At 31.5% G+C, this 18,997-nt stretch carries 21 protein-coding genes and 1 tRNA gene; 21 read left to right on the top strand and 1 reads right to left on the bottom strand.

What is annotated here, in order from left to right; genetic code table 11:
- Positions 1–18: 18 nt before the first annotated feature.
- Positions 19–780 carry an IclR family transcriptional regulator gene (locus FBF22_RS02350; RefSeq protein WP_165433255.1) on the bottom strand — a complete coding sequence of 254 codons (762 nt, stop codon included), beginning with the start codon at positions 778–780 and terminating at the stop codon, positions 19–21.
- Between the two features lie 229 nt (positions 781–1,009).
- On the opposite strand from FBF22_RS02350, the gene FBF22_RS02355 reads away from it, so the two are divergent.
- The 21 genes from FBF22_RS02355 (at position 1,010) to FBF22_RS02455 (ending at position 18,939) form a co-directional block, all read left to right on the top strand.
- Positions 1,010–1,918 (top strand): dihydrodipicolinate synthase family protein, encoded by a 909-nt coding sequence (locus FBF22_RS02355; RefSeq protein WP_002884850.1) that lies wholly within the window; start codon positions 1,010–1,012, stop codon positions 1,916–1,918.
- Positions 1,915–2,178 (top strand): UxaA family hydrolase, encoded by a 264-nt coding sequence (locus tag FBF22_RS02360; protein WP_002779462.1) that lies wholly within the window; start codon positions 1,915–1,917, stop codon positions 2,176–2,178. The genes FBF22_RS02355 and FBF22_RS02360 overlap by 4 nt, the downstream gene beginning before the upstream one ends.
- 2 nt (positions 2,179–2,180) lie before the next feature.
- Positions 2,181–3,347: a UxaA family hydrolase gene (locus FBF22_RS02365; protein ID WP_002884851.1), complete on the top strand. Its 1,167-nt coding sequence runs from the start codon at positions 2,181–2,183 to the stop codon at positions 3,345–3,347.
- An 11-nt stretch (positions 3,348–3,358) separates the two neighbouring features.
- The gene (locus tag FBF22_RS02370) at positions 3,359–4,645 is read left to right on the top strand and encodes an MFS transporter (protein WP_002884853.1); all 1,287 of its coding nucleotides are present in this window, start codon (positions 3,359–3,361) and stop codon (positions 4,643–4,645) included.
- Entirely contained in the window at positions 4,646–5,434 is a 789-nt protein-coding gene (locus FBF22_RS02375; RefSeq protein WP_002884855.1) for an SDR family oxidoreductase, read from the top strand. It begins immediately after the preceding gene.
- Between the two features lie 10 nt (positions 5,435–5,444).
- Positions 5,445–6,701 carry an L-fucose:H+ symporter permease gene (gene fucP / locus FBF22_RS02380; RefSeq protein WP_002874343.1) on the top strand — a complete coding sequence of 419 codons (1,257 nt, stop codon included), beginning with the start codon at positions 5,445–5,447 and terminating at the stop codon, positions 6,699–6,701.
- Entirely contained in the window at positions 6,685–7,455 is a 771-nt protein-coding gene (locus FBF22_RS02385; RefSeq protein WP_002884857.1) for an amidohydrolase, read from the top strand. The genes fucP and FBF22_RS02385 overlap by 17 nt, the downstream gene beginning before the upstream one ends.
- Positions 7,456–7,773 carry an L-rhamnose mutarotase gene (locus FBF22_RS02390; protein WP_002825110.1) on the top strand — a complete coding sequence of 106 codons (318 nt, stop codon included), beginning with the start codon at positions 7,456–7,458 and terminating at the stop codon, positions 7,771–7,773.
- 13 nt (positions 7,774–7,786) lie between these two features.
- A complete protein-coding gene (gene aldA / locus FBF22_RS02395; RefSeq protein ID WP_165433254.1) occupies positions 7,787–9,226 on the top strand; it encodes an aldehyde dehydrogenase in 1,440 nt (479 codons plus the stop codon).
- A 327-nt stretch (positions 9,227–9,553) separates the two neighbouring features.
- Positions 9,554–9,940: a 30S ribosomal protein S12 gene (gene rpsL / locus FBF22_RS02400; protein ID WP_002782934.1), complete on the top strand. Its 387-nt coding sequence runs from the start codon at positions 9,554–9,556 to the stop codon at positions 9,938–9,940.
- Positions 9,941–10,009: 69 nt separating this feature from the next.
- The gene (gene rpsG, locus FBF22_RS02405; protein ID WP_002779471.1) at positions 10,010–10,480 is read left to right on the top strand and encodes a 30S ribosomal protein S7; all 471 of its coding nucleotides are present in this window, start codon (positions 10,010–10,012) and stop codon (positions 10,478–10,480) included.
- 12 nt (positions 10,481–10,492) lie between these two features.
- Positions 10,493–12,568 carry an elongation factor G gene (gene fusA, locus FBF22_RS02410; protein WP_002797112.1) on the top strand — a complete coding sequence of 692 codons (2,076 nt, stop codon included), beginning with the start codon at positions 10,493–10,495 and terminating at the stop codon, positions 12,566–12,568.
- A 28-nt stretch (positions 12,569–12,596) separates the two neighbouring features.
- Positions 12,597–12,673 (top strand) — tRNA-Arg (locus tag FBF22_RS02415).
- A gap of 17 nt (positions 12,674–12,690) precedes the next feature.
- Entirely contained in the window at positions 12,691–12,840 is a 150-nt protein-coding gene (locus FBF22_RS02420) for a hypothetical protein (RefSeq protein WP_002854981.1), read from the top strand.
- 5 nt (positions 12,841–12,845) lie between these two features.
- Positions 12,846–13,547 (top strand): tRNA1(Val) (adenine(37)-N6)-methyltransferase, encoded by a 702-nt coding sequence (locus FBF22_RS02425; protein ID WP_002854777.1) that lies wholly within the window; start codon positions 12,846–12,848, stop codon positions 13,545–13,547.
- Positions 13,537–13,911 carry a YkgJ family cysteine cluster protein gene (locus FBF22_RS02430; RefSeq protein WP_002855009.1) on the top strand — a complete coding sequence of 125 codons (375 nt, stop codon included), beginning with the start codon at positions 13,537–13,539 and terminating at the stop codon, positions 13,909–13,911. Before FBF22_RS02425 ends, FBF22_RS02430 begins: the two co-directional genes overlap by 11 nt.
- The gene (locus tag FBF22_RS02435) at positions 13,884–15,161 is read left to right on the top strand and encodes a lipoprotein (RefSeq protein ID WP_002855132.1); all 1,278 of its coding nucleotides are present in this window, start codon (positions 13,884–13,886) and stop codon (positions 15,159–15,161) included. The genes FBF22_RS02430 and FBF22_RS02435 overlap by 28 nt, the downstream gene beginning before the upstream one ends.
- Positions 15,158–15,934: an indole-3-glycerol phosphate synthase TrpC gene (gene trpC / locus FBF22_RS02440; RefSeq protein ID WP_002854779.1), complete on the top strand. Its 777-nt coding sequence runs from the start codon at positions 15,158–15,160 to the stop codon at positions 15,932–15,934. The genes FBF22_RS02435 and trpC overlap by 4 nt, the downstream gene beginning before the upstream one ends.
- 9 nt (positions 15,935–15,943) lie before the next feature.
- Positions 15,944–16,429, top strand: coding sequence for an HIT domain-containing protein (locus tag FBF22_RS02445; protein WP_002854919.1), 486 nt, complete (start codon positions 15,944–15,946; stop codon positions 16,427–16,429).
- Positions 16,419–17,417, top strand: a complete 999-nt coding sequence (gene mnmH / locus FBF22_RS02450; RefSeq protein ID WP_002854897.1) for a tRNA 2-selenouridine(34) synthase MnmH — start codon at positions 16,419–16,421, stop codon at positions 17,415–17,417. Before FBF22_RS02445 ends, mnmH begins: the two co-directional genes overlap by 11 nt.
- A 286-nt stretch (positions 17,418–17,703) precedes the next feature.
- On the top strand, positions 17,704–18,939 hold the full coding sequence (locus tag FBF22_RS02455) for an ammonium transporter (protein WP_002855055.1): 1,236 nt from the start codon (positions 17,704–17,706) through the stop codon (positions 18,937–18,939).
- Positions 18,940–18,997 lie beyond the last annotated feature (58 nt).

The raw sequence follows: 18,997 nt of genomic DNA on the forward strand, positions 1-18,997 counted from the left end.
TAGCCCTTCGGGGCTATATTAATACAGTGTATCTAAATCATTAAAATAAATTTTTAAAACTTTTTCTATTTTATTTTTTTCTTCTAGAAGTATTTTTTTATTTTTTTCTCTAAAAGCTTTATTAGAGCAATAAATTAGATAAGATATACTAATGGCAGCAATTATTTTATTTTTATGTTCTATGCCTATAGCCATACATTCAATTTGAGGATTCATTTCTCCAATTTCTATGGCAATTTTTTCTTTTTTAATTTGTTTGATTTGTTGATAGAGTTCATTTATATTATTTAAGGTGTTTTCTGTAATTTTATCAAAATTTTTAGGATAAAGTTTTTCTAATTCCTTTTTATTTTTATTTGATAGTAAGGCTTTGCCTAAAGATGTTGCATAAGCAGGATACGAAGTGCCTATAAAAGATTTTAATTGTACTGTATTATTGGCATCAATTTTTTCTAAATAAAGCACATTTCCATCTTTTAAAATTCCCATTTGACAAGTTTGATTGGTTAAATTTCTTATATTTTTCATATGCTTTTTGATTATTTCAAAAATATTATTTTCATTTTTTATATTACATCCTAATTCTATAATCTTAAAATCCAAATAATGACTTTTATTTTTTAAATCACATTTGATATATTTTTTTTCTTGAAGAGTTTGTAAAATAGGCCAAAGAGTTCCAGCAGGAATGTTTAATTTTTTAGCTATAGCACTTAAGGTAAGCTTTTCTTTTGCAAGTAATTCTAGAATATTTAATACTCTAAGAGTGGGCTGATGCATATTGTCTTTATCCTTGTTTTATTTTTATAAATTTTAGCATATTTTTTACTTTTAGTAACATAAAATCATAATTTTTATTATTTATTAATTTTAATATTTTTTTGTAAAAATTGGCAGTTAATAAGAATAAAATACGAATTTTTACCAAGTTGACAGCTTGATTTTTTTACAAATATTTTGTTATATTTTTTGTATATAAATATATTTTTGTATATACGAAAGGAAAAAAATGGGAATTTTAAAAGGAACTTTACCGGCTTTACTTACTCCATATAAAGATGATGGAAGTATCAATGAAAAAGAATTTATTCGCTATTGTGAATTTGGTATTTCTAAAGGCTTGAACGGATTGTTTTGTAATGGAAGTGCAGGGGATTCTCAAGCTTTGAGCGTGGAAGAGCAAGTTAAGTTAATGAAACTCACCAAAAAAGCTACAAAAAATAATATACCTATCATCACGGGTATTACCTCGACAATTTATGAAAACACTTTTATTTTGGCGCAAAAAGCTTATGAATTAGGTCTTGATGCCTTATTACTTGCTATGCCTTATTATTATAAATTGAGTGAAGATGCACTTTTTGAATATGTAAAATATTTAGCTTCTGAAGTGAAACTTCCCTTATATGTTTATAATATACCTCTTTTTGCACCAGCACTAAGCTTAAAATTTATAGAAAAGGTTTCAAAGCTTGATAATGTTGTGGGTATAAAAGATAGTAGCGGAGATGCTTTGCTTTTAAATCATATTTTAGATGTAGTACCTAGTAATTTTGATGTTTTTGTAGGAAGAGAAGAAATTTATGTGGGTGCATTATTAGCAGGTGCAAAAGGTTCTATGACTAGCATAGGTGGAGTTTTTCCAGAACTTATGAGCGAAATTTACAAATCAATCAATGAAAAAAATATAGGCAGAGCTTTGCTAATACAAAAAAGTTTATTAAAGGCCATAAGATTTGGTATGAGCATAGCTTTTCCTATGGGTTTTGCTTTGCTTTTAAAGGCCAGAGGATTTGAATTTGTAAATGCTAGTATTCATCCTTTATCACCTGCTACAAAAGAAGAATTAAACACTCGCTTTGATGAAGCAAAAGAGCTTATTAAAACTATAGAAAAAGAAACAGGTATAAAACTATGAAAGGATATATTATAGTCAATGAAAAAGACAATGTTGCCACAGCTTTGCGTGACTTTAAAAAAGGCGAAAAAGTGGCAAATATTGAGCTTTTAAATGATATTGCAAGCGGACATAAATTTGCACTAAAGGATATAAAAAAAGATGAAATTATTATCAAATACGCAGAAGCTATAGCTAGTGCAAGTTGCGATATTAGTACAGGGGAATGGGTGCATATCCATAATACTGCGGGAATTAGAGGTCGTGGAGATAAGGAATGAAAATGAAAAAGATAATGGGTTATAGAAGGGAAGATGGAAAATTTGGCTTAAGAAATAAAGTCATTATCATACCAAGTGTACATTGTGCTAATAAAGTGTGTGAAAATATAGCTAGAAAATGTAATGGAGCAGTTTATATCAACCATCAGCATGGTTGCTCCCAGCTTGAATTTGATGCTTTACAAACTAGAGATGTTTTAATAGGTCATGGGAGCAATGCCAATGTTTTTGGTGTTTTAATTATAGGGCTTGGTTGTGAGGTAATACAAGCCAAAGCAGTAGCAGAAAAAATCAAAGAAGCAACGCCTTATAAAAAGGTTGAATATTTAGTGATACAAGAATGTGGTGGTAGTAAAAATACCATTGAAAATGGTATCAAAATAGTCAATGAAATGCTTGAAAGTGCTGCAAAATTACAAAAAAGTGAAGGAGATTTCAGTGATTTGATTTTAGGCACAGAATGCGGTGGAAGTGATAGCTATAGCGGACTTAGTGCTAATCCTGCTTTAGGAAGTTTGAGTGATTTTGTAATCGATGAGGGTGGTGCGGTAATTTTAGCAGAAACTACAGAACTTATAGGTTGTGAAGCCATACTAGCTAAGAGAGCAAAAAACGATGAAATAGCTAAAAAGGCATATGATAAGATTTTAGCTTATGAGAATTTAGTCAAATCTTTTCATGCTGATATTCGAGGAGCAAATCCTAGCCCAGGAAATATGGCAGGCGGGCTTAGTACTATAGAGGAAAAATCTTTAGGCTGTGTTTATAAGGCAGGAACTAGAACCTTAATGGATGTGATTGATTATGCTAAGCCTGTAGTTTCTAAAGGTTTAACTTTTATGAATACACCAGGCAATGATATAGAACAACTTAGTGCTATGGTTGCAGGTGGAGCAAATATTTGTGTTTTTACTACAGGTCGTGGCACTCCAACGGGTTCTGCTATCGTGCCTACTATCAAAATGAGTTCTAATACTTTTTGTTATGAAAATATGAATGATGCTATTGATATTAACGCAGGAAGCATTATAGATGGGGTAAAAACAAAAGAAGAAGTGCGTGATGAGCTTATAGATCTAATCGTTCGAATTTCTAAAGGAGAATTGGTAAAAGCGGAGCTTAACGAACAAAACGACTTTTCGGTTTGGAGACTTGCTACAACTTGTTAAAGGGTAAAGTAATGAAACATGTAAATTCAATAAAGTTAGAATTAGTATGTAAAAAAATATCTTGGCGTATTTTGCCTTTGATTGTTTTAATGTTTTGTCTTTCCATGCTTGATAGAACAAATATTAGTTTTGTTAAATCTCATATAGAAATTGATGCAGGCATCGGTGAGGCTGCTTATGCTTTGGGTGCTGGAATATTTTTTATAGGTTATGCCATTTTTGAAGTGCCTTCAAATTTATTTTTGCATAAATTAGGAGCAAAAATTTGGTTGAGCCGTATAATGATCACTTGGGGTCTTGTAACTATGGCAATGATTTTTATACAAGGAGAAATAAGTTTTTATGTATTAAGATTTTTATTGGGTTTAACTGAAGCAGGTTTTAGTCCAGGCATTATTTTATACCTTAGTTATTTTTTCCCAGCTATATATCGATCTAAGGCTTATGGAATTTATCAAATGGGAGTTCCAATTGCTTTTGTTTTTGGTTCTTTAATTAGCGGTTTTATACTTGATTATACACCAAATATATATTTTAAAAATTGGCAATGGATGTTTTTAATAGAAGGAGGTATTACCGTTTTAGTAGGTATTTTTTGTTTATTTTATCTTGATTCACATCCAAAAGATGCAAAATGGTTAGATATAAAAGAAAAAGATATTTTGCTAAAACATATTGAAATTTCCAATACTAAAGCTAAGGATTATTCTATAAAAGATATTTTTAAAAGTATTTTGGTGTGGAAATTTGTATTTGTTTATTTTTGTATTCAATTAAGTGTTTATGGAGTGCTTTTTTATTTACCAGGTAAAATTGCCCAAATATTGCAAATAAATGTAGGTTTTGAAGTTGGACTTTTAAATGCCATACCTTGGATTTTTGTTTTTATCGCCTTGCCAATATTTACCTCATTGGCTGATAAAAAACATTCTTGGAATTTACATGCGATTTTATTTTTACTGCTAGCAAGTTTGAGCATGATAGCTTCAACTTTTGTTACAAATTTGGCGGCATTTTTATTTTTTATTAGCTTGGCTGCTATAGGTTTTATAGTCATTCAGCCTATATTTTGGAATTTGCCAACTCAAGTTTTAAAAGGAAAAGGAGCCGCGGCTGCTATTGCTCTTATAGGATCCTTGGGAAATTTAGGAGGTTTTGTAGCTCCTACTTTAAAAACATATATAGAAAATCATTTTGGAGTTGAGTTTGGACTTATAGTGTTAGCATTGATAGCAATTTTAGGTGTATTGGTATTAATACATTTAAAAATAACTTTAAATTTAGATAAAGGAGAATAAATGGATTTAAAAATTAAAAATAAGGTTTGTATTATTACAGGAGGGGCTAAAGGTATTGGGTATGGTATTGCTAAATTATGGGCAAGCGAAGGCGGAATTCCTGTAATTTTTTCAAGATCTATACCTAAAGAGCACGATAAAGAATTAAAAAAATTATCCAGTGAGTATGAATTTTATGAAATTGATTTAAAAAATTATGAGCAAATTGAAAAGCTTGTAAAAAAAGTTGCTATCAAACATGGTGGAATCTATGCTCTTGTAAATAATGCAGGTGCAAATGATAATTTACATATTGAAAATACAAGTACTCAAGATTTGATAAAATCTTATGAAAATAATCTTTTTCATTATTATACTATGACAAAAGAATGTTTGCCTTACATTAAAAAAGAACAAGGCAGTATTTTAAATATAGTGAGTAAAACAGGCATCACAGGACAAGGAAGAACTTCAGCTTATGCTTCGGCCAAAGCGGCTCAAATGGGTTTTACTAGAGAATGGGCTTGTGCTTTTGCTAAGGATAATGTTAGGGTAAATGCTATAGCTCCTGCTGAAGTTATGACTCCTCTTTATGAAAAATGGCTGCAAAATTTTCCTAATCCTAAAGAGCAATATGAAAAAATCGCAAAAGCTATACCTTTAGGCCATCGTTTTACTACCATAGAGGAAATTGCAAATACAGCGGTTTTTACACTTAGTCCCCTTGCTTCACATACTACAGGGCAAATTTTAATGCCAGATGGAGGTTATGTGCATTTAGATAGAGCATTAAATTGGGATGAAAACTAAGGAGTAAAAAATGACTGATTCTAAAAATATAAAAATAGCTATTGTTTTGGTAACTTCTCTTTTCTTTTTATGGGGAGTAAGCTATGGACTTATTGATGTGATGAATAAAAATTTTCAAAATCATCTTCATATTAGCCAGCATGAAAGTGGCTTTTTACAGTTTGCTTATTTTGGTGCTTATTTTATCATAGCCTTACCCGCAGGTTATATAGCCAATAGATTTTCTTATAAAATGGGAATCATTTTTGGCTTAGCTCTTTATGCTATAGGAGCTTTGCTTATTATACCTGCTACAAATTTGGCTTCTTTTCATTTGTTTTTGTTTGCGTTTTTTATTTTAGCTTGTGGTATTGGTTCTTTAGAAACTAGTGCAAATCCCTACATGACAAAGCTTGGTGATGAAAAAAATGCGAGTTTTAGAATCAATGCTGCGCAAAGTTTTAATGGTTTGGGGCAATTTGTAGGACCTATTATAGGCGGAGCTTTATTTTTATCTATTACTAAACAAGAAGAGGGTGCGAGTAAAGAGCAAATCGAGGCTGCATTGGTAGCTAATATGGGAAATGTCCAGCTTGTTTATATAGGAATTGCTGTCATTGTTATTTTGATTTTAATTGCTTTTGTTGCAAATAAGCTTCCAGAAGGAAGTGCGGTAAGTGATGATTATAAGCAAAAAGATGATTCTAAGCCCATATATGTTTTTAAACACAGACATTTTAACTTAGGGCTTTTAGCGCAGTTTTTGTATATAGCCAATCAAGTTGCAGCAGGAGCTTTTTTTATCAATTATGTTGTGGAACATAATGAAGGTTTAAAAGATGCGCAAGGTGCTTATTATTTTTCTATAGCTTTGGTTGCATTTATGTTAGGACGCATTGTTTCTACTCCTTTGATGAAGATAATCAAAGGTGAAAAAATTTTAGGATTTTATTCTCTAATCAATGTGCTTATATGTCTTAGTTTATATTTTGCTAGCGGGTTTTTTAGCATAGTGCTTTTAATAGCTTTATTTTTCTTTATGTCTATTTCTTTTCCTACTATTTTTGCGGTAGCAACAAAAAATTTACCTTTAAATCAAGTAAAACTAGGCGGATCTTTGCTTGTGATGAGTATAGTAGGTGGTGCGATTATGCCTATAATTATAGGCTTTATTAATGATCATTATGGTACAGGCACTGGGTATTTAGCAATGGCACCTTTGTTTTTATATGTGGCTTGGTATGGCTTTATAGGTTCAAAAGTGAGAAAAAATGCAAAAGATTTTTGATGCTCATCTGCACCTTTGGGATTTGGGAAAAATACCTATTTCATGGATAAAAGACGATGAAAAATTAGAGCAAAATTATGATTTTTTTAGGATGAAACAAGAATATAAAGAATTTGAATTTATAGGTGCTATGTATGTTGAGGTTAATAGTGATGATTTAGAAAAGGAAGCTTTGTTTGCTTTGGAGCAAAAAAAGCTTCATAATCTTTTGTTTTGTTTAGCGGATTTTAAGCATAAAGAAGAGCTTAGTTCTTTTAGAGAAGTAATGCATGTAAGCAAAAAAGGAGCTAAAAGATTGTTTGAAGTAGATTTTGAAGAAAAAATAGAAATTTTAAAAACTTTTAATATACCTTTTGAAGCTTGTATGAAAAATGAAGAACTCAGTTTTTTGGAAAATTTTTTAAATAAAAATTCAAATTTAAAAGTAGTTTTAAATCATCTAGGAAGTCCAAAAATAAATCGTTTAAATGAATACAAAAAAGATTTAAATCTTTTGAAAAAATTTCCAAATTTATATATCAAGCTTTCTACTCCTGATGATTTTTCACAAGAAACTCCTAAGGAATTTATTTTTGAACTTTTTGCTTTTTTAAAAGAAAATTTTAGCGAGGATAAGTTTATATTTGGCAGTAATTATCCAGTGTCTAATTTGTTTCCAAAGCAATGGATTGAGTTGATTATGCAAAGTAAGGTTTTTAAAGATTTGGACTTGATATTTTATAAAAATGCTTTATCAATTTATAAAGGAGAATGAATGCAAAGATACGGTCAAATCATAAAGATAAAAAAAGAGAAGATACAAAAATATAAAAATCTTCATGCAAAGCCTTATGAAGGGGTTTGTGAGATGATTAAGGAATGCAATATACAAAATTATTCCATTTATTTGTTTGGAGAATATTTATTTGCATATTTTGAATATGTGGGTGCTGATTTTGAAGCAGATATGGCTAAGATGGCAAGAGATGAAAACACGCAAAAATGGTGGAAAGTAACAGATCCTTGCCAAATATCTTTAGGTTATGCAGGACAAAAGTGGCTAAATATGGAAGAAGTGTTTCACTTAGACTAAAAAAGGAGAAAAAATGACAACTTATTTAAATTATATTGATGGAGAATTTATCCCACATAATGGGGATTTTATCGAAGTTTTAAATCCAGCTACTAAAGAAGTAATTTCAAAAGTAGCGAGTGCTTCTTTAGAAGATGCCAAAAGAGCGATTGAAGCAGCCAAAAAAGCACAAAAATCTTGGGAGACTAAGCCAGCAATTGAGAGAGCAAATCATTTAAGAGAAATAGTTAGTTTAATACGCAAAAATGCTAATTTCTTAACAGAAATTTTAATGCAAGAGCAAGGAAAAACTAGAGCTTTAGCCAGCGTGGAGGTTAATTTTACAGCAGATTATATGGATTATACGGCCGAATGGGCTAGAAGATATGAAGGTGAAATCATACAAAGCGATAGAGCTAATGAGCATATATATTTATATAAAAGTGCTATTGGGGTAATTGGTGGAATTTTACCTTGGAATTTTCCATTTTTCTTAATCGCAAGGAAGATGGCACCTGCTTTACTAACAGGAAATACCATAGTGATAAAGCCAAGTAGTGAAACTCCAAACAATGCTTTTGAATTTGCAAAACTTGTTTCGCAAAGTTCTTTACCAAAAGGTGTGTTTAATTTGGTTGCAGGTAAAGGTAGTGTAGTAGGATATGAATTATCAAGCAATGAAAATATAGGCATGGTAAGTCTTACAGGAAGTGTTGAAGCAGGGGCTAGAGTAATGGAAGCTGCAGCTAAAAATATCATAAAGGTTTCTTTAGAACTTGGCGGAAAAGCTCCTGCTATAGTGTGTAAAGATGCGGATATTGATTTGGCAGTAGAAGCGATTAAGGCAAGTCGAATTTGCAATAATGGACAGGTTTGTAATTGTGCCGAAAGAGCTTATGTGCATACAAGCATTTATGATGAATTTGTAGATAAATTTGTAAAAGCCATGAGTAAGGTAAGTGTTGGAAATACCTTAAAAGGTGATTTTGATATGGGACCATTGGTCAATCAAGCAGGGGTTGATAATGCTTTAGCAATGCTTCAAAGAGCCACGGATAAAGGAGCAGTTGTAGAATGTGGTGGAAAAATCACCGATACAAGTGGATATTATTTTCCTGCAAGCGTTCTTACTAATGTTAAACACGAAGATGAGATCATGCAAAAAGAAATTTTTGCTCCGATTTTACCTATTGCTAAATTTGATACACTTGATGAAGCTATTGATATGGCAAATGATTGTGAATATGGTCTTACAAGTTCTATTTATACACAAAATTTAGATATAGCAATGAGAGCTAGCAGAGAAATTAAATTTGGTGAAACTTATATTAATCGTGAAAATTTTGAGGCTATGCAAGGTTTTCATGCAGGCTTTAGAAAAAGTGGCATAGGCGGAGCTGATGGAAAACATGGTCTTGAAGAATATTTAGCTACCCATGTGGTATATTTGCAGTATAATACTAATAAACAATGATTTTTATCCTATCTAAATTTTTAGATAGGAGTTATTATAATCTTGGAATCAAGTATGATGCTTTATAACTATGGATTAAACACTTTTTTAGTAATTTCTTAAAATCAATTTTGGAATTTTTCATTTTATCTAAAATGAGTAAGATTATTTTTATAAGTAAAACAATAATTAAAAATTAGTTTATGTTTTATAAATATTAATGTAAATTATGTAGGTTTATTTTATAAAAATTTTTAAAAGCATTTAAATTATTTCTAGTTTATATTTTTGTAAGTAAATTTTAGATATCATCCAAAGTTTATTACATTTTTAAAGAAAGGAATTATTGTGCCTACCATAAATCAATTGGTTAGAAAAGAGCGCAAAAAAGTTTTAGAAAAATCTAAATCTCCAGCGCTTAAAAATTGTCCACAAAGAAGGGGAGTTTGCACTAGGGTTTATACTACAACACCTAAAAAACCAAACTCAGCGTTAAGAAAAGTTGCCAAAGTAAGACTTACTAGTGGCTTTGAAGTGATCAGCTATATCGGCGGTGAAGGTCATAACTTGCAAGAACACAGCATTGTTTTAGTGCGTGGTGGTAGGGTAAAAGACTTACCAGGGGTTAAATATCACATCGTTCGTGGTGCTCTTGATACAGCAGGTGTTGCAAAAAGAACAGTTTCTCGTTCTAAATATGGTGCTAAACGTCCTAAAGCAGGCGCTGCAAAATAATCATTCATACAGACAAATCCGTTAGATTTGATTTTGTTTGAGTAAAATTTAAAATTTGAAGGAAAAATAATGAGAAGAAGAAAAGCTCCGGTAAGAGAAGTCTTGCCTGATCCGATTTATGGTAATAAAGTAATCACAAAATTTATTAATTCTTTAATGTATGATGGTAAAAAAAGCACAGCTACAACAATTATGTATGGTGCTTTGGAAGCTATTGATAAAAAAGGTGGCGAGAAAAAAGGTATTGATATTTTTAATGATGCGATTGAAAATATTAAGCCTTTATTAGAAGTAAAATCTCGTCGTGTAGGTGGTGCAACTTATCAAGTTCCAGTTGAAGTTCGTCCTGCTAGACAACAAGCTTTGGCGATTCGTTGGATTATTTCTTTTGCAAGAAAAAGAAGCGAAAGAACTATGATTGATAAACTTGCAGCTGAGCTTTTAGATGCAGCAAATAGCAAAGGTGCTTCATTTAAGAAGAAAGAAGATACTTATAAAATGGCTGAAGCAAATAAAGCATTTGCTCACTATCGTTGGTAAGAAGGAGTGTGTATGTCAAGAAGTACTCCTTTAAAAAAAGTTAGAAATATCGGTATTGCTGCTCACATTGATGCGGGTAAAACGACTACATCTGAAAGAATTCTTTTCTTTACAGGTATGAGTCATAAAATCGGTGAAGTTCATGATGGTGCTGCAACTATGGACTGGATGGAACAAGAGAAAGAGCGCGGGATTACTATCACTTCTGCGGCTACAACTTGTTTTTGGAAAGATCATCAAATCAATCTTATTGACACTCCAGGCCACGTGGATTTTACAATTGAAGTTGAAAGATCTATGCGTGTTCTTGATGGTGCTGTTGCGGTATTTTGTTCAGTGGGTGGGGTGCAGCCTCAAAGTGAAACAGTTTGGAGACAAGCAAATAAATATGGTGTTCCAAGAATAGTATTTGTAAACAAAATGGATAGAATCGGTGCAAATTTCTACAATGTAGAAGATCAAATTCGCAACCGTTTAAAAGCTAATCCAGTTCCACTTCAAATTCCAATCGGTGCTGAGGATAATTTTAAAGGCGTAATCGATCTTGTAACTATGAAAGCTTTAGTTTGGGAAGATGATACTAAGCCAACGGATTATGTAGAAAAAGAAATTCCAGCTGAACTTAAAGAAAAGGCAGAAGAATATCGCACAAAAATGATAGAAGCAGTTTCTGAAACTTCAGATGAGTTGATGGAAAAATATTTAGGCGGAGAAGAATTAAGCCTTGAAGAGATTAAAACAGGGATTAAAGCAGGATGTTTAAGTCTTTCTATCGTTCCTATGCTTTGCGGTACAGCGTTTAAAAATAAAGGGGTTCAACCTTTACTTGATGCTGTTGTGGCTTATTTACCAGCTCCTGATGAAGTGGCAAATATCAAGGGTGAATATGAAGATGGCACAGAAGTTTCTGTAAAATCAACTGATGATGGCGAGTTTGCAGGACTTGCATTTAAAATTATGACAGATCCATTTGTAGGACAACTTACTTTCGTGCGTGTTTATCGCGGTTGTTTAGAAAGTGGTTCTTATGCTTATAACTCAACTAAAGATAAAAAAGAAAGAATTGGTCGTTTGTTAAAAATGCACTCTAACAAAAGAGAAGAGATTAAAGTGCTTTACGCAGGCGAAATTGGTGCTGTTGTAGGACTTAAAGATACTTTAACAGGGGATACTCTTGTAAGTGAAAAAGATAAGGTAATCCTTGAAAGAATGGATTTTCCAGATCCAGTTATTTCTGTTGCAGTTGAGCCAAAAACTAAAGCAGATCAAGAAAAAATGTCTATTGCTTTAAATAAATTAGCACAAGAAGATCCAAGTTTTAGAGTTTCTACAGATGAAGAAAGTGGCCAAACTATCATTTCAGGTATGGGTGAGTTACACCTTGAAATTATCGTTGATAGAATGCTTCGTGAATTTAAAGTTGAAGCTGAAGTAGGTCAACCACAAGTTGCTTATCGCGAAACTATTAGAAAAACTGTTGAACAAGAATACAAATACGCTAAACAATCAGGTGGTCGTGGTCAGTATGGACATGTATTCTTACGCCTTGAACCACTTGAGCCAGGTAGTGGATATGAATTTGTTAATGATATCAAAGGTGGAGTAATTCCAAAAGAATACATTCCTGCGGTTGATAAAGGTGTTCAAGAAGCATTACAAAATGGTGTTTTAGCAGGTTATCCTGTGGAAGATGTTAAAGTAACTGTTTATGATGGAAGTTATCACGAGGTGGATTCATCTGAGATGGCGTTTAAACTTGCTGCTTCTATGGGCTTTAAAGAAGGTGCTAGAAAAGCAGGTGCTGTGATCTTAGAGCCTATGATGAAAGTTGAAGTAGAAACTCCTGAAGATTACATGGGTGATGTTATTGGAGATCTTAACAAACGCCGTGGTCAAGTAAATAGCATGGATGAGCGTGGTGGAAATAAAATCATCACAGCATTTTGTCCTTTGGCTGAAATGTTTGGTTATTCTACTGATCTTAGAAGTCAAACTCAAGGTCGTGCGACTTATTCTATGGAATTTGATCACTATGATGAAGTTCCTAAAAATGTTGCGGATGAAATCATCAAAAAAAGAAACGGTTAAATTTTTAGCGGGATTTTTCCCGCTTTCTGTCCTCGTAGCTCAGCAGGATAGAGCGCAAAATTCCTAATTTTGAGGCCGTGAGTTCGAATCTCGCCGTGGACACCATTTTATGGGGTGTTATTATGATAAAAATTGCTTTTTTTATAACTTTTGTAATTTCTTTTTTGGCAGCACAAAGCCCAGTAAATTTTAAAGAAGATAATAATATAACAAAAGAACGAAATATATTTAAAGAACAATCTCCAAAACGCATTAAAATTCCAACGCATTAAAATATATGTCAGATCTGATTACGCTAGCACAATTATCACAAGGGTATCGTTACAATAGTGATTCTTTAATTTTAGCTGATTTTATTTTAAAACAAGGAATTAAAGGCGCTGTTTTTGATGTAGGTGCGGGCTGTGGTATCATAGGTATTTTACTTAAAAAAAATATTGCAAATTTAAGTTTATCTTTGATTGATATTCAAAAAGAAAATATAAAATTGATTGAAAAAAATTTAAAATCCAACAAAATACAAGGCGATATTTTTCATGATGATTTTAATCAATTTCAAATCATAAAAAAATTTGACTTCATAGTCTGCAATCCTCCATTTTATAGACAAGGAGCTTACAAGAGTGAAGATCAGCATAAAGCTATAAGTAAATTTCAGGAATTTTTACCCTTGCATAGCTTTTTAGCTAAAACAAATTCTATGCTTAAGCCAAATGGTGCTTTGTATTTTTGCTATGAAGCTTTAGCTTTAGATGAAATTTGTTTTATTTTAAAAGATATGAAAATGAAAATAACAAAGCTTTGCTTTGTACATACACATCAAAACAAAAAAGCAAGACTTGTTTTGATACAGGTAAAAAAAGGTTCAAAATCGCCTTGTGAGATTTTACCTCCTTTTTTTGTATATGAAAATGAAATTTTAAGCAAACAAATGCAAGAAATTCACTTAAGATTTAGGTTAAAAAGTTATGATATTTGATAAAAATTTTTCTTATGCTTTTGATGAAAATGCTTGTGAGAAATGCGGTGGAAAGTGTTGCACTGGAGAAAGTGGCAATATTTTTGCGAGCAAGGAAGAATTAGAAGCATTAAGAAAGCATTTAAATTTAGAAAGCAAAGAATTTGCTGAAAAATACTTGAGAAAAGTGGGCTTTAAAATGAGTTTTAAGGAAGTCGAATGTGAAGATGGTTTTGCTTGCATTTTTTTTGATACTCAAAAAAGAAATTGTAGTATCTACGATTTTCGTCCAAAACAATGCAGAACTTTTCCATTTTGGGAATATTTTAAAACACATCAAAAGGAATTAGAAAAAGAATGTATAGGTATTTGTTATTTGTCTTAGCAGCCTTTTTTTTGGCAGCTTGTGGAAGTTCAAAAATCAATGTTGTTTATCCTGATTATACAAAATATAAAAGCAATGATTTTGATTTAAGGGTTATGAAGGCTTATAATTATGAGTATTATAAACAATACAAAGAAGCCAGAGATGAATTTTTAAGTCTTTATCAAGATTATAATAATACTAATTTTTTAGAAAATGCATTTTTACTTACTTTAGCAAACAATCTTGACAAGCAAGCAGAGTTAGATAATCTAGCAAAGCCTTATTTAAATCAAAATGACAATCTTAAGCGACTTAGTGCTCTTTATGCTTTAAATTCAAATGATATCAACAATGCTCAAAAACTTATGAAAGAGCTTTTAACAAAAAAGGATAGTGATCCTAGAAATTTAGAGCTTTATGGTGATATTTTGGTTAAAAAAAATGATTTAAAAAATGCTACAAAATACTATAGATCTGCTTATAATCAAGTGCAAAATGAAGAAATTTTATTTAAACTCATAGGAATTTATGCGATTTTGAATGATACTTTAAATATTAAAAATGTTTTAGAATTTTCAAGAAAAACCAATGGTTGCACTCTCAAAACTTGCGTCTTGCTTGCTAAAATTTATTTTGATGAAAAAAATATCGAAGCTTTAAAAAGTATATATAAAGAGCTTTATCAACTTACCAAAAATAAAAGTTTTGTATTGGCTTTAGTTGAGCTTTTAAATTCTCAAGGCAAAACAGAAGAAGCTTTAAAAATTTCTTTGCAGTATGATTTAGATGATGACATTAAACTCGCTTTGTATCAGAATTTAAAACGCTTTGATGATGCTAAAAAAATGAGTTTAGCTCTTTATCATAAAACAAAAAATAAAGAATATCTTCTACGAGCGGCAGTTTTTGAATTTGAAGCTGCAAATGAAGCTAAAAAAATCACTCCAAAAGTAATTGATTCTGTAAAAGAAAAATTCGAACAGGCTATCGATAAAGATAGCAATGCTTTGTATTTAAACTACTATGGATATTTGCTTATAGATTATGATTTAGATGTTAAAAAAGGTATAGAGCTTGTGAAACTTGCCTTAGAAAAAGATCCACAGAATTTGTATTATTTAGATTCTTTAGCTTGGGGGTATTATAAACTAGGCGATTGTAAGCAAGCATGGGAAATTTTAAAACAAACATTAGATGATAAAGAATTTGCAAATTCTGATGAGAGCAAAGCTCATATAAAAGCGATAAAGGCGTGTATAAAACCATGATATTGGATAAAATTTTTGAAAAAACAAAAGAAGATTTAAAAGAACGCAAACTAAAACTTCCTTATGATATGTTAGGGCGTTCTTTAGCTTCAAATCCTTTCTTTCCAAAAGATGTGATTAAGGCTTTAAAAAGAGTAGAAAAAGAAGTTAAAATCATAGCAGAAGTAAAAAAAGCAAGCCCTAGCAAGGGAGTCATTAGAGAAGACTTTGATCCTTTGAGTATCGCTTTAAATTATGAGAAGAACAAAGCTGCGGCGATTTCTGTTTTAACTGAGCCGCATTTTTTTAAAGGTTCTTTAGAATACTTAAGTCTTATACGCCGTTATACGCAAATTCCTTTACTTAGAAAAGATTTTATCTTTGATGAGTATCAAATTTTAGAAGCTTTGGTTTATGGGGCGGATTTTGTATTATTAATCGCTAAAATGCTAAGCATGAAAGAGCTTAAAAAACTGCTTGAGTTTGCAAGACATTTAGGTCTTGAGGCTTTGGTTGAAATTCATGATAAAGAGGATTTGAGTAAGGCTATTTTTGCTGGAGCGGATATCATTGGTATCAATCATCGTAATTTAGAGGATTTTACTATGGATATGAGTTTGTGCGAAAAACTTATCCCACAAATCCCAAATTCAAAAATCATCATCGCAGAAAGTGGTTTAGAAAATAAAGAATTTTTAGAGCATTTGCAAAATTTAGGCGTTGATGCTTTTTTAATCGGCGAATATTTTATGCGCGAAAAAGATGAAGGAAAGGCTTTAAAAGCTTTGCTTTAAGGAGGGAAAATGCAGTATTTGTATGCACCATGGCGGAGTGAGTATTTTGAAAAAGAAAAAAGCATTTGTCCATTTTGTGATTGTGCTAATAAGATCAAAAGCGATGAAGAATTAGGCGTGATTTTTAGAGCAAAGCATTGTTTTGGAGTGATGAACCGCTATCCTTATTCTGCAGGGCATTTTATGGTGATTCCTTATATACATGAAGAGCATATAGAAAATTTAAGTGATGAAATTTGGCAAGAAATGAGTTATTTTGTGCGTTTGGGGGTAAAAATTTTAAAAGAGCAAATTCATGCAAATGGAGTGAATATCGGTATGAATTTAAGCAAGGATGCAGGAGCTGGCATAGCTTTTCATTGTCATTATCATCTAGTGCCACGCTGGTCAGGAGATACAAATTTTATCACAACCATAGGAGAAACTAGGGTTTGTGGCACTAATATAGAGCAAGTTTATCAAAAACTTGTTTTGGCTTTTAAAAATGCTCAGTGAAGTTGAATTTGTAGAGTTTCAAAAAGAAAATTTCTCTTTTTTAATCGATGCAAGAAGCCCTAGAGAATTTTTGCATTCTCACTTGATAGGAGCTTTAAATTTTTATGCACTCAATGATGAAGAATATCAAGAAATAGGAACAATTTATAAGAAAAATCAAGCTTTAGCTAAGGCTATGGGTGCGAGTTATATTTGTCAAAATACCGCTAAGCATATATTAGAAATCACTCAAAATTTTCGCATAGGAGAAAAGGTGGGGATTTATTGTTCTCGTGGGGGTTTGCGTTCAAAGTCTATCGCAGTGATTTTAAGTGAGCTTGGCTTTAGGGTGGTGCGTTTAAAAGGTGGGTTTAAAGCTTATAGAACTTTTGTAACGCATTATTTCGAAAATGAAATAAATTTTGATTTTTTTGCTCTTTGTGGTAATACAGGTTGTGGAAAAACAGAGCTTTTAGAACAACTCCCACAAGCTATAAATTTAGAAAAAATGGCAAATCATTTAGGCTCGTCTTTTGGTGATATTTTAGGAAAACAACCTACGCAAAAAGCTTTTGAAGCAGAACTTTTTCACAATATTCAAAATTTAGAAAATTTTGCTTTCATAGAAAGCGAAAGTCGCAAAATAGGGGATATTATCTTACCTTTGAAATTTTATGAAAAAATGCAAAAGGCTTTTAAAATTTATTGTTTTTGTTCTTTGGAAAATCGCGTTAGAAGAATACAAAAAATTTATCAAGAAAAAATGACTCCTTTGAAATTTCAACAATGTGTGCAAAAAATCAGTCCTTATATCAGCTTAAATTTACGCCAAGATTTGCTTCAAAGTTATGAGAGAAAAGAATGGCAAAAGCTTATTGTTATGCTTTTGGAGTATTATGATAAAACTTATAAAAAACCAGATAAGATTGATCTTGAGTTAAATACTGATGATATTTTAAAAGCTAAAGAAGAGCTTTTAGATCATTTTAAAGCGCAATTACTTTTTTAATATCAGATAATTTTATTAAATAATCAAATTTTTTCTTCATCATCTTGTAATAATCCTTTTTATCTTTGTTGTTTTTTAACTTGGCTCAAATTTTTATTTTAATGCTAGTAATTTTGAATTATAGAGAAGTAAAATATTTTTTAAAATACCTATTTATAGTAATTTAAGATAAAAAAATAAATTTTGATAAAAAAAATATATAAAATATTTCTTAAATTTATATTTTTTTAAATCATTTTAAATATAATTATCTCGCAATTAAATTTTTGTAAGAAAGGACAGGTAAATGAATGCGATAAATTCAAGTTTTATTGTGTTGTGTACTTTGCTAGTTTTGCTTATGACTCCAGCTTTGGCAATGTTTTATTCAGGTATGGTAAGAAGTAAAAATACTCTTAATACTATAATGAATTGCTTTATTGTTTTTGGTGTTATTACTTTACAATGGGTAGTGCTTGGATTTAGTCTTTCTTTTGGTAAAGATGAAGGACTTGGGCTTGTAGGAAATTTCGAGAATTTCCTCTTAGAGGGTATTAGCGGATACAACGCTTCAGGCGTTCCAAATATTCTTTTTGTGATTTTTCAAATGATGTTTGCACTTATTGCATCTGCCATCATAACAGGCTCTTTGGTGGGAAGAATTAAACTGGGTGTTTTGGTGATATTTCTACTTTTTTGGAGTACTTTAGTTTATGATGTGTTAGCACATATGATTTGGAGCAGTGAGGGATTTTTGCTTAAAAGAGGAAGTCTTGATTTTGCTGGGGGCGGTGTTGTGCATATTAGCTCTGGGGTTGCTGGACTTGTAGGAGCTTTGATGGTAGGCGCTAGAAAAAGTGATGATGAGGATAAAAACGCGCATTCTATTCCTTATGCTTTCTTAGGTGCGATTTTGCTTTTTATAGGATGGTTAGGTTTTAATGCTGGAAGTGCTGGCGAAATGAATGATGTTGCTATCAATGCTTTTATAGTAAGTATTATATCAGCAGCTTGCGGCTTTTTATCTTGGGTGGTACTTGAGTGGCTCATCCATAAAAAACCGACTATTTTAGGTGGACTTAGTGGGCTTGTAGCAGGGCTTGTGGGAATTACTCCAGCTTGCGGTTATGTAGATATTTATGCTTCTCTTGTTATAGGGACTTTGTCTTCTGTGTTTTGTTATTTTGGTTTAAGTTTTATTAAATACAAACTCAAATGGGATGATTCTTTAGATGCCTTTTCTTTACATGGAATCGGAGGTATTTGGGGAGGAATTGCCACAGGGCTTTTTGCAAGTGCTAAAGTAAATCCTAATGTGATTGCCCAAAATGCACTTGGCGAGGGATTTTTTATCAGCGGAAGTTTGGAACTTTTAAAAGAGCAAATTTTTGCTATTGTGATTTGTGTGGTTTTGTCAGCTCTTATAAGCTTTGTTATTTTTAAGATTATCTCTTGTTTTACAGATTTAAGAGTAAAAGAAGAAGTAGAGCAAAAAGGCTTAGATGTGAGTTTGCACGGAGAAAAAGCTTATACTTTAGCTTAGTTGGCTAAATTTTTACTAAAAAGTCCTTGTAATCATAAACAAGGACTTCAAAATCATT

This window comes from Campylobacter sp. CFSAN093260 (assembly GCF_012890095.1).
Classification (GTDB): Bacteria; Campylobacterota; Campylobacteria; order Campylobacterales; family Campylobacteraceae; genus Campylobacter_D; species Campylobacter_D jejuni.

What these genes read in the sequence shown, in the direction of transcription:
- FBF22_RS02350 (WP_165433255.1), bottom strand. Translation starts at nt 780, where the DNA reads ATGCATCAGCCCACTCTTAGAGTATTAAATATTCTAGAATTACTTGCA.
- FBF22_RS02355 (WP_002884850.1), top strand. Translation starts at nt 1,010, where the DNA reads ATGGGAATTTTAAAAGGAACTTTACCGGCTTTACTTACTCCATATAAA.
- FBF22_RS02360 (WP_002779462.1), top strand. Translation starts at nt 1,915, where the DNA reads ATGAAAGGATATATTATAGTCAATGAAAAAGACAATGTTGCCACAGCT.
- FBF22_RS02365 (WP_002884851.1), top strand. Translation starts at nt 2,181, where the DNA reads ATGAAAAAGATAATGGGTTATAGAAGGGAAGATGGAAAATTTGGCTTA.
- FBF22_RS02370 (WP_002884853.1), top strand. Translation starts at nt 3,359, where the DNA reads ATGAAACATGTAAATTCAATAAAGTTAGAATTAGTATGTAAAAAAATA.
- FBF22_RS02375 (WP_002884855.1), top strand. Translation starts at nt 4,646, where the DNA reads ATGGATTTAAAAATTAAAAATAAGGTTTGTATTATTACAGGAGGGGCT.
- fucP (WP_002874343.1), top strand. Translation starts at nt 5,445, where the DNA reads ATGACTGATTCTAAAAATATAAAAATAGCTATTGTTTTGGTAACTTCT.
- FBF22_RS02385 (WP_002884857.1), top strand. Translation starts at nt 6,685, where the DNA reads ATGCAAAAGATTTTTGATGCTCATCTGCACCTTTGGGATTTGGGAAAA.
- FBF22_RS02390 (WP_002825110.1), top strand. Translation starts at nt 7,456, where the DNA reads ATGCAAAGATACGGTCAAATCATAAAGATAAAAAAAGAGAAGATACAA.
- aldA (WP_165433254.1), top strand. Translation starts at nt 7,787, where the DNA reads ATGACAACTTATTTAAATTATATTGATGGAGAATTTATCCCACATAAT.
- rpsG (WP_002779471.1), top strand. Translation starts at nt 10,010, where the DNA reads ATGAGAAGAAGAAAAGCTCCGGTAAGAGAAGTCTTGCCTGATCCGATT.
- fusA (WP_002797112.1), top strand. Translation starts at nt 10,493, where the DNA reads ATGTCAAGAAGTACTCCTTTAAAAAAAGTTAGAAATATCGGTATTGCT.
- FBF22_RS02420 (WP_002854981.1), top strand. Translation starts at nt 12,691, where the DNA reads ATGATAAAAATTGCTTTTTTTATAACTTTTGTAATTTCTTTTTTGGCA.
- FBF22_RS02425 (WP_002854777.1), top strand. Translation starts at nt 12,846, where the DNA reads ATGTCAGATCTGATTACGCTAGCACAATTATCACAAGGGTATCGTTAC.
- FBF22_RS02430 (WP_002855009.1), top strand. Translation starts at nt 13,537, where the DNA reads ATGATATTTGATAAAAATTTTTCTTATGCTTTTGATGAAAATGCTTGT.
- FBF22_RS02435 (WP_002855132.1), top strand. Translation starts at nt 13,884, where the DNA reads ATGTATAGGTATTTGTTATTTGTCTTAGCAGCCTTTTTTTTGGCAGCT.
- trpC (WP_002854779.1), top strand. Translation starts at nt 15,158, where the DNA reads ATGATATTGGATAAAATTTTTGAAAAAACAAAAGAAGATTTAAAAGAA.
- FBF22_RS02445 (WP_002854919.1), top strand. Translation starts at nt 15,944, where the DNA reads ATGCAGTATTTGTATGCACCATGGCGGAGTGAGTATTTTGAAAAAGAA.
- mnmH (WP_002854897.1), top strand. Translation starts at nt 16,419, where the DNA reads ATGCTCAGTGAAGTTGAATTTGTAGAGTTTCAAAAAGAAAATTTCTCT.
- FBF22_RS02455 (WP_002855055.1), top strand. Translation starts at nt 17,704, where the DNA reads ATGAATGCGATAAATTCAAGTTTTATTGTGTTGTGTACTTTGCTAGTT.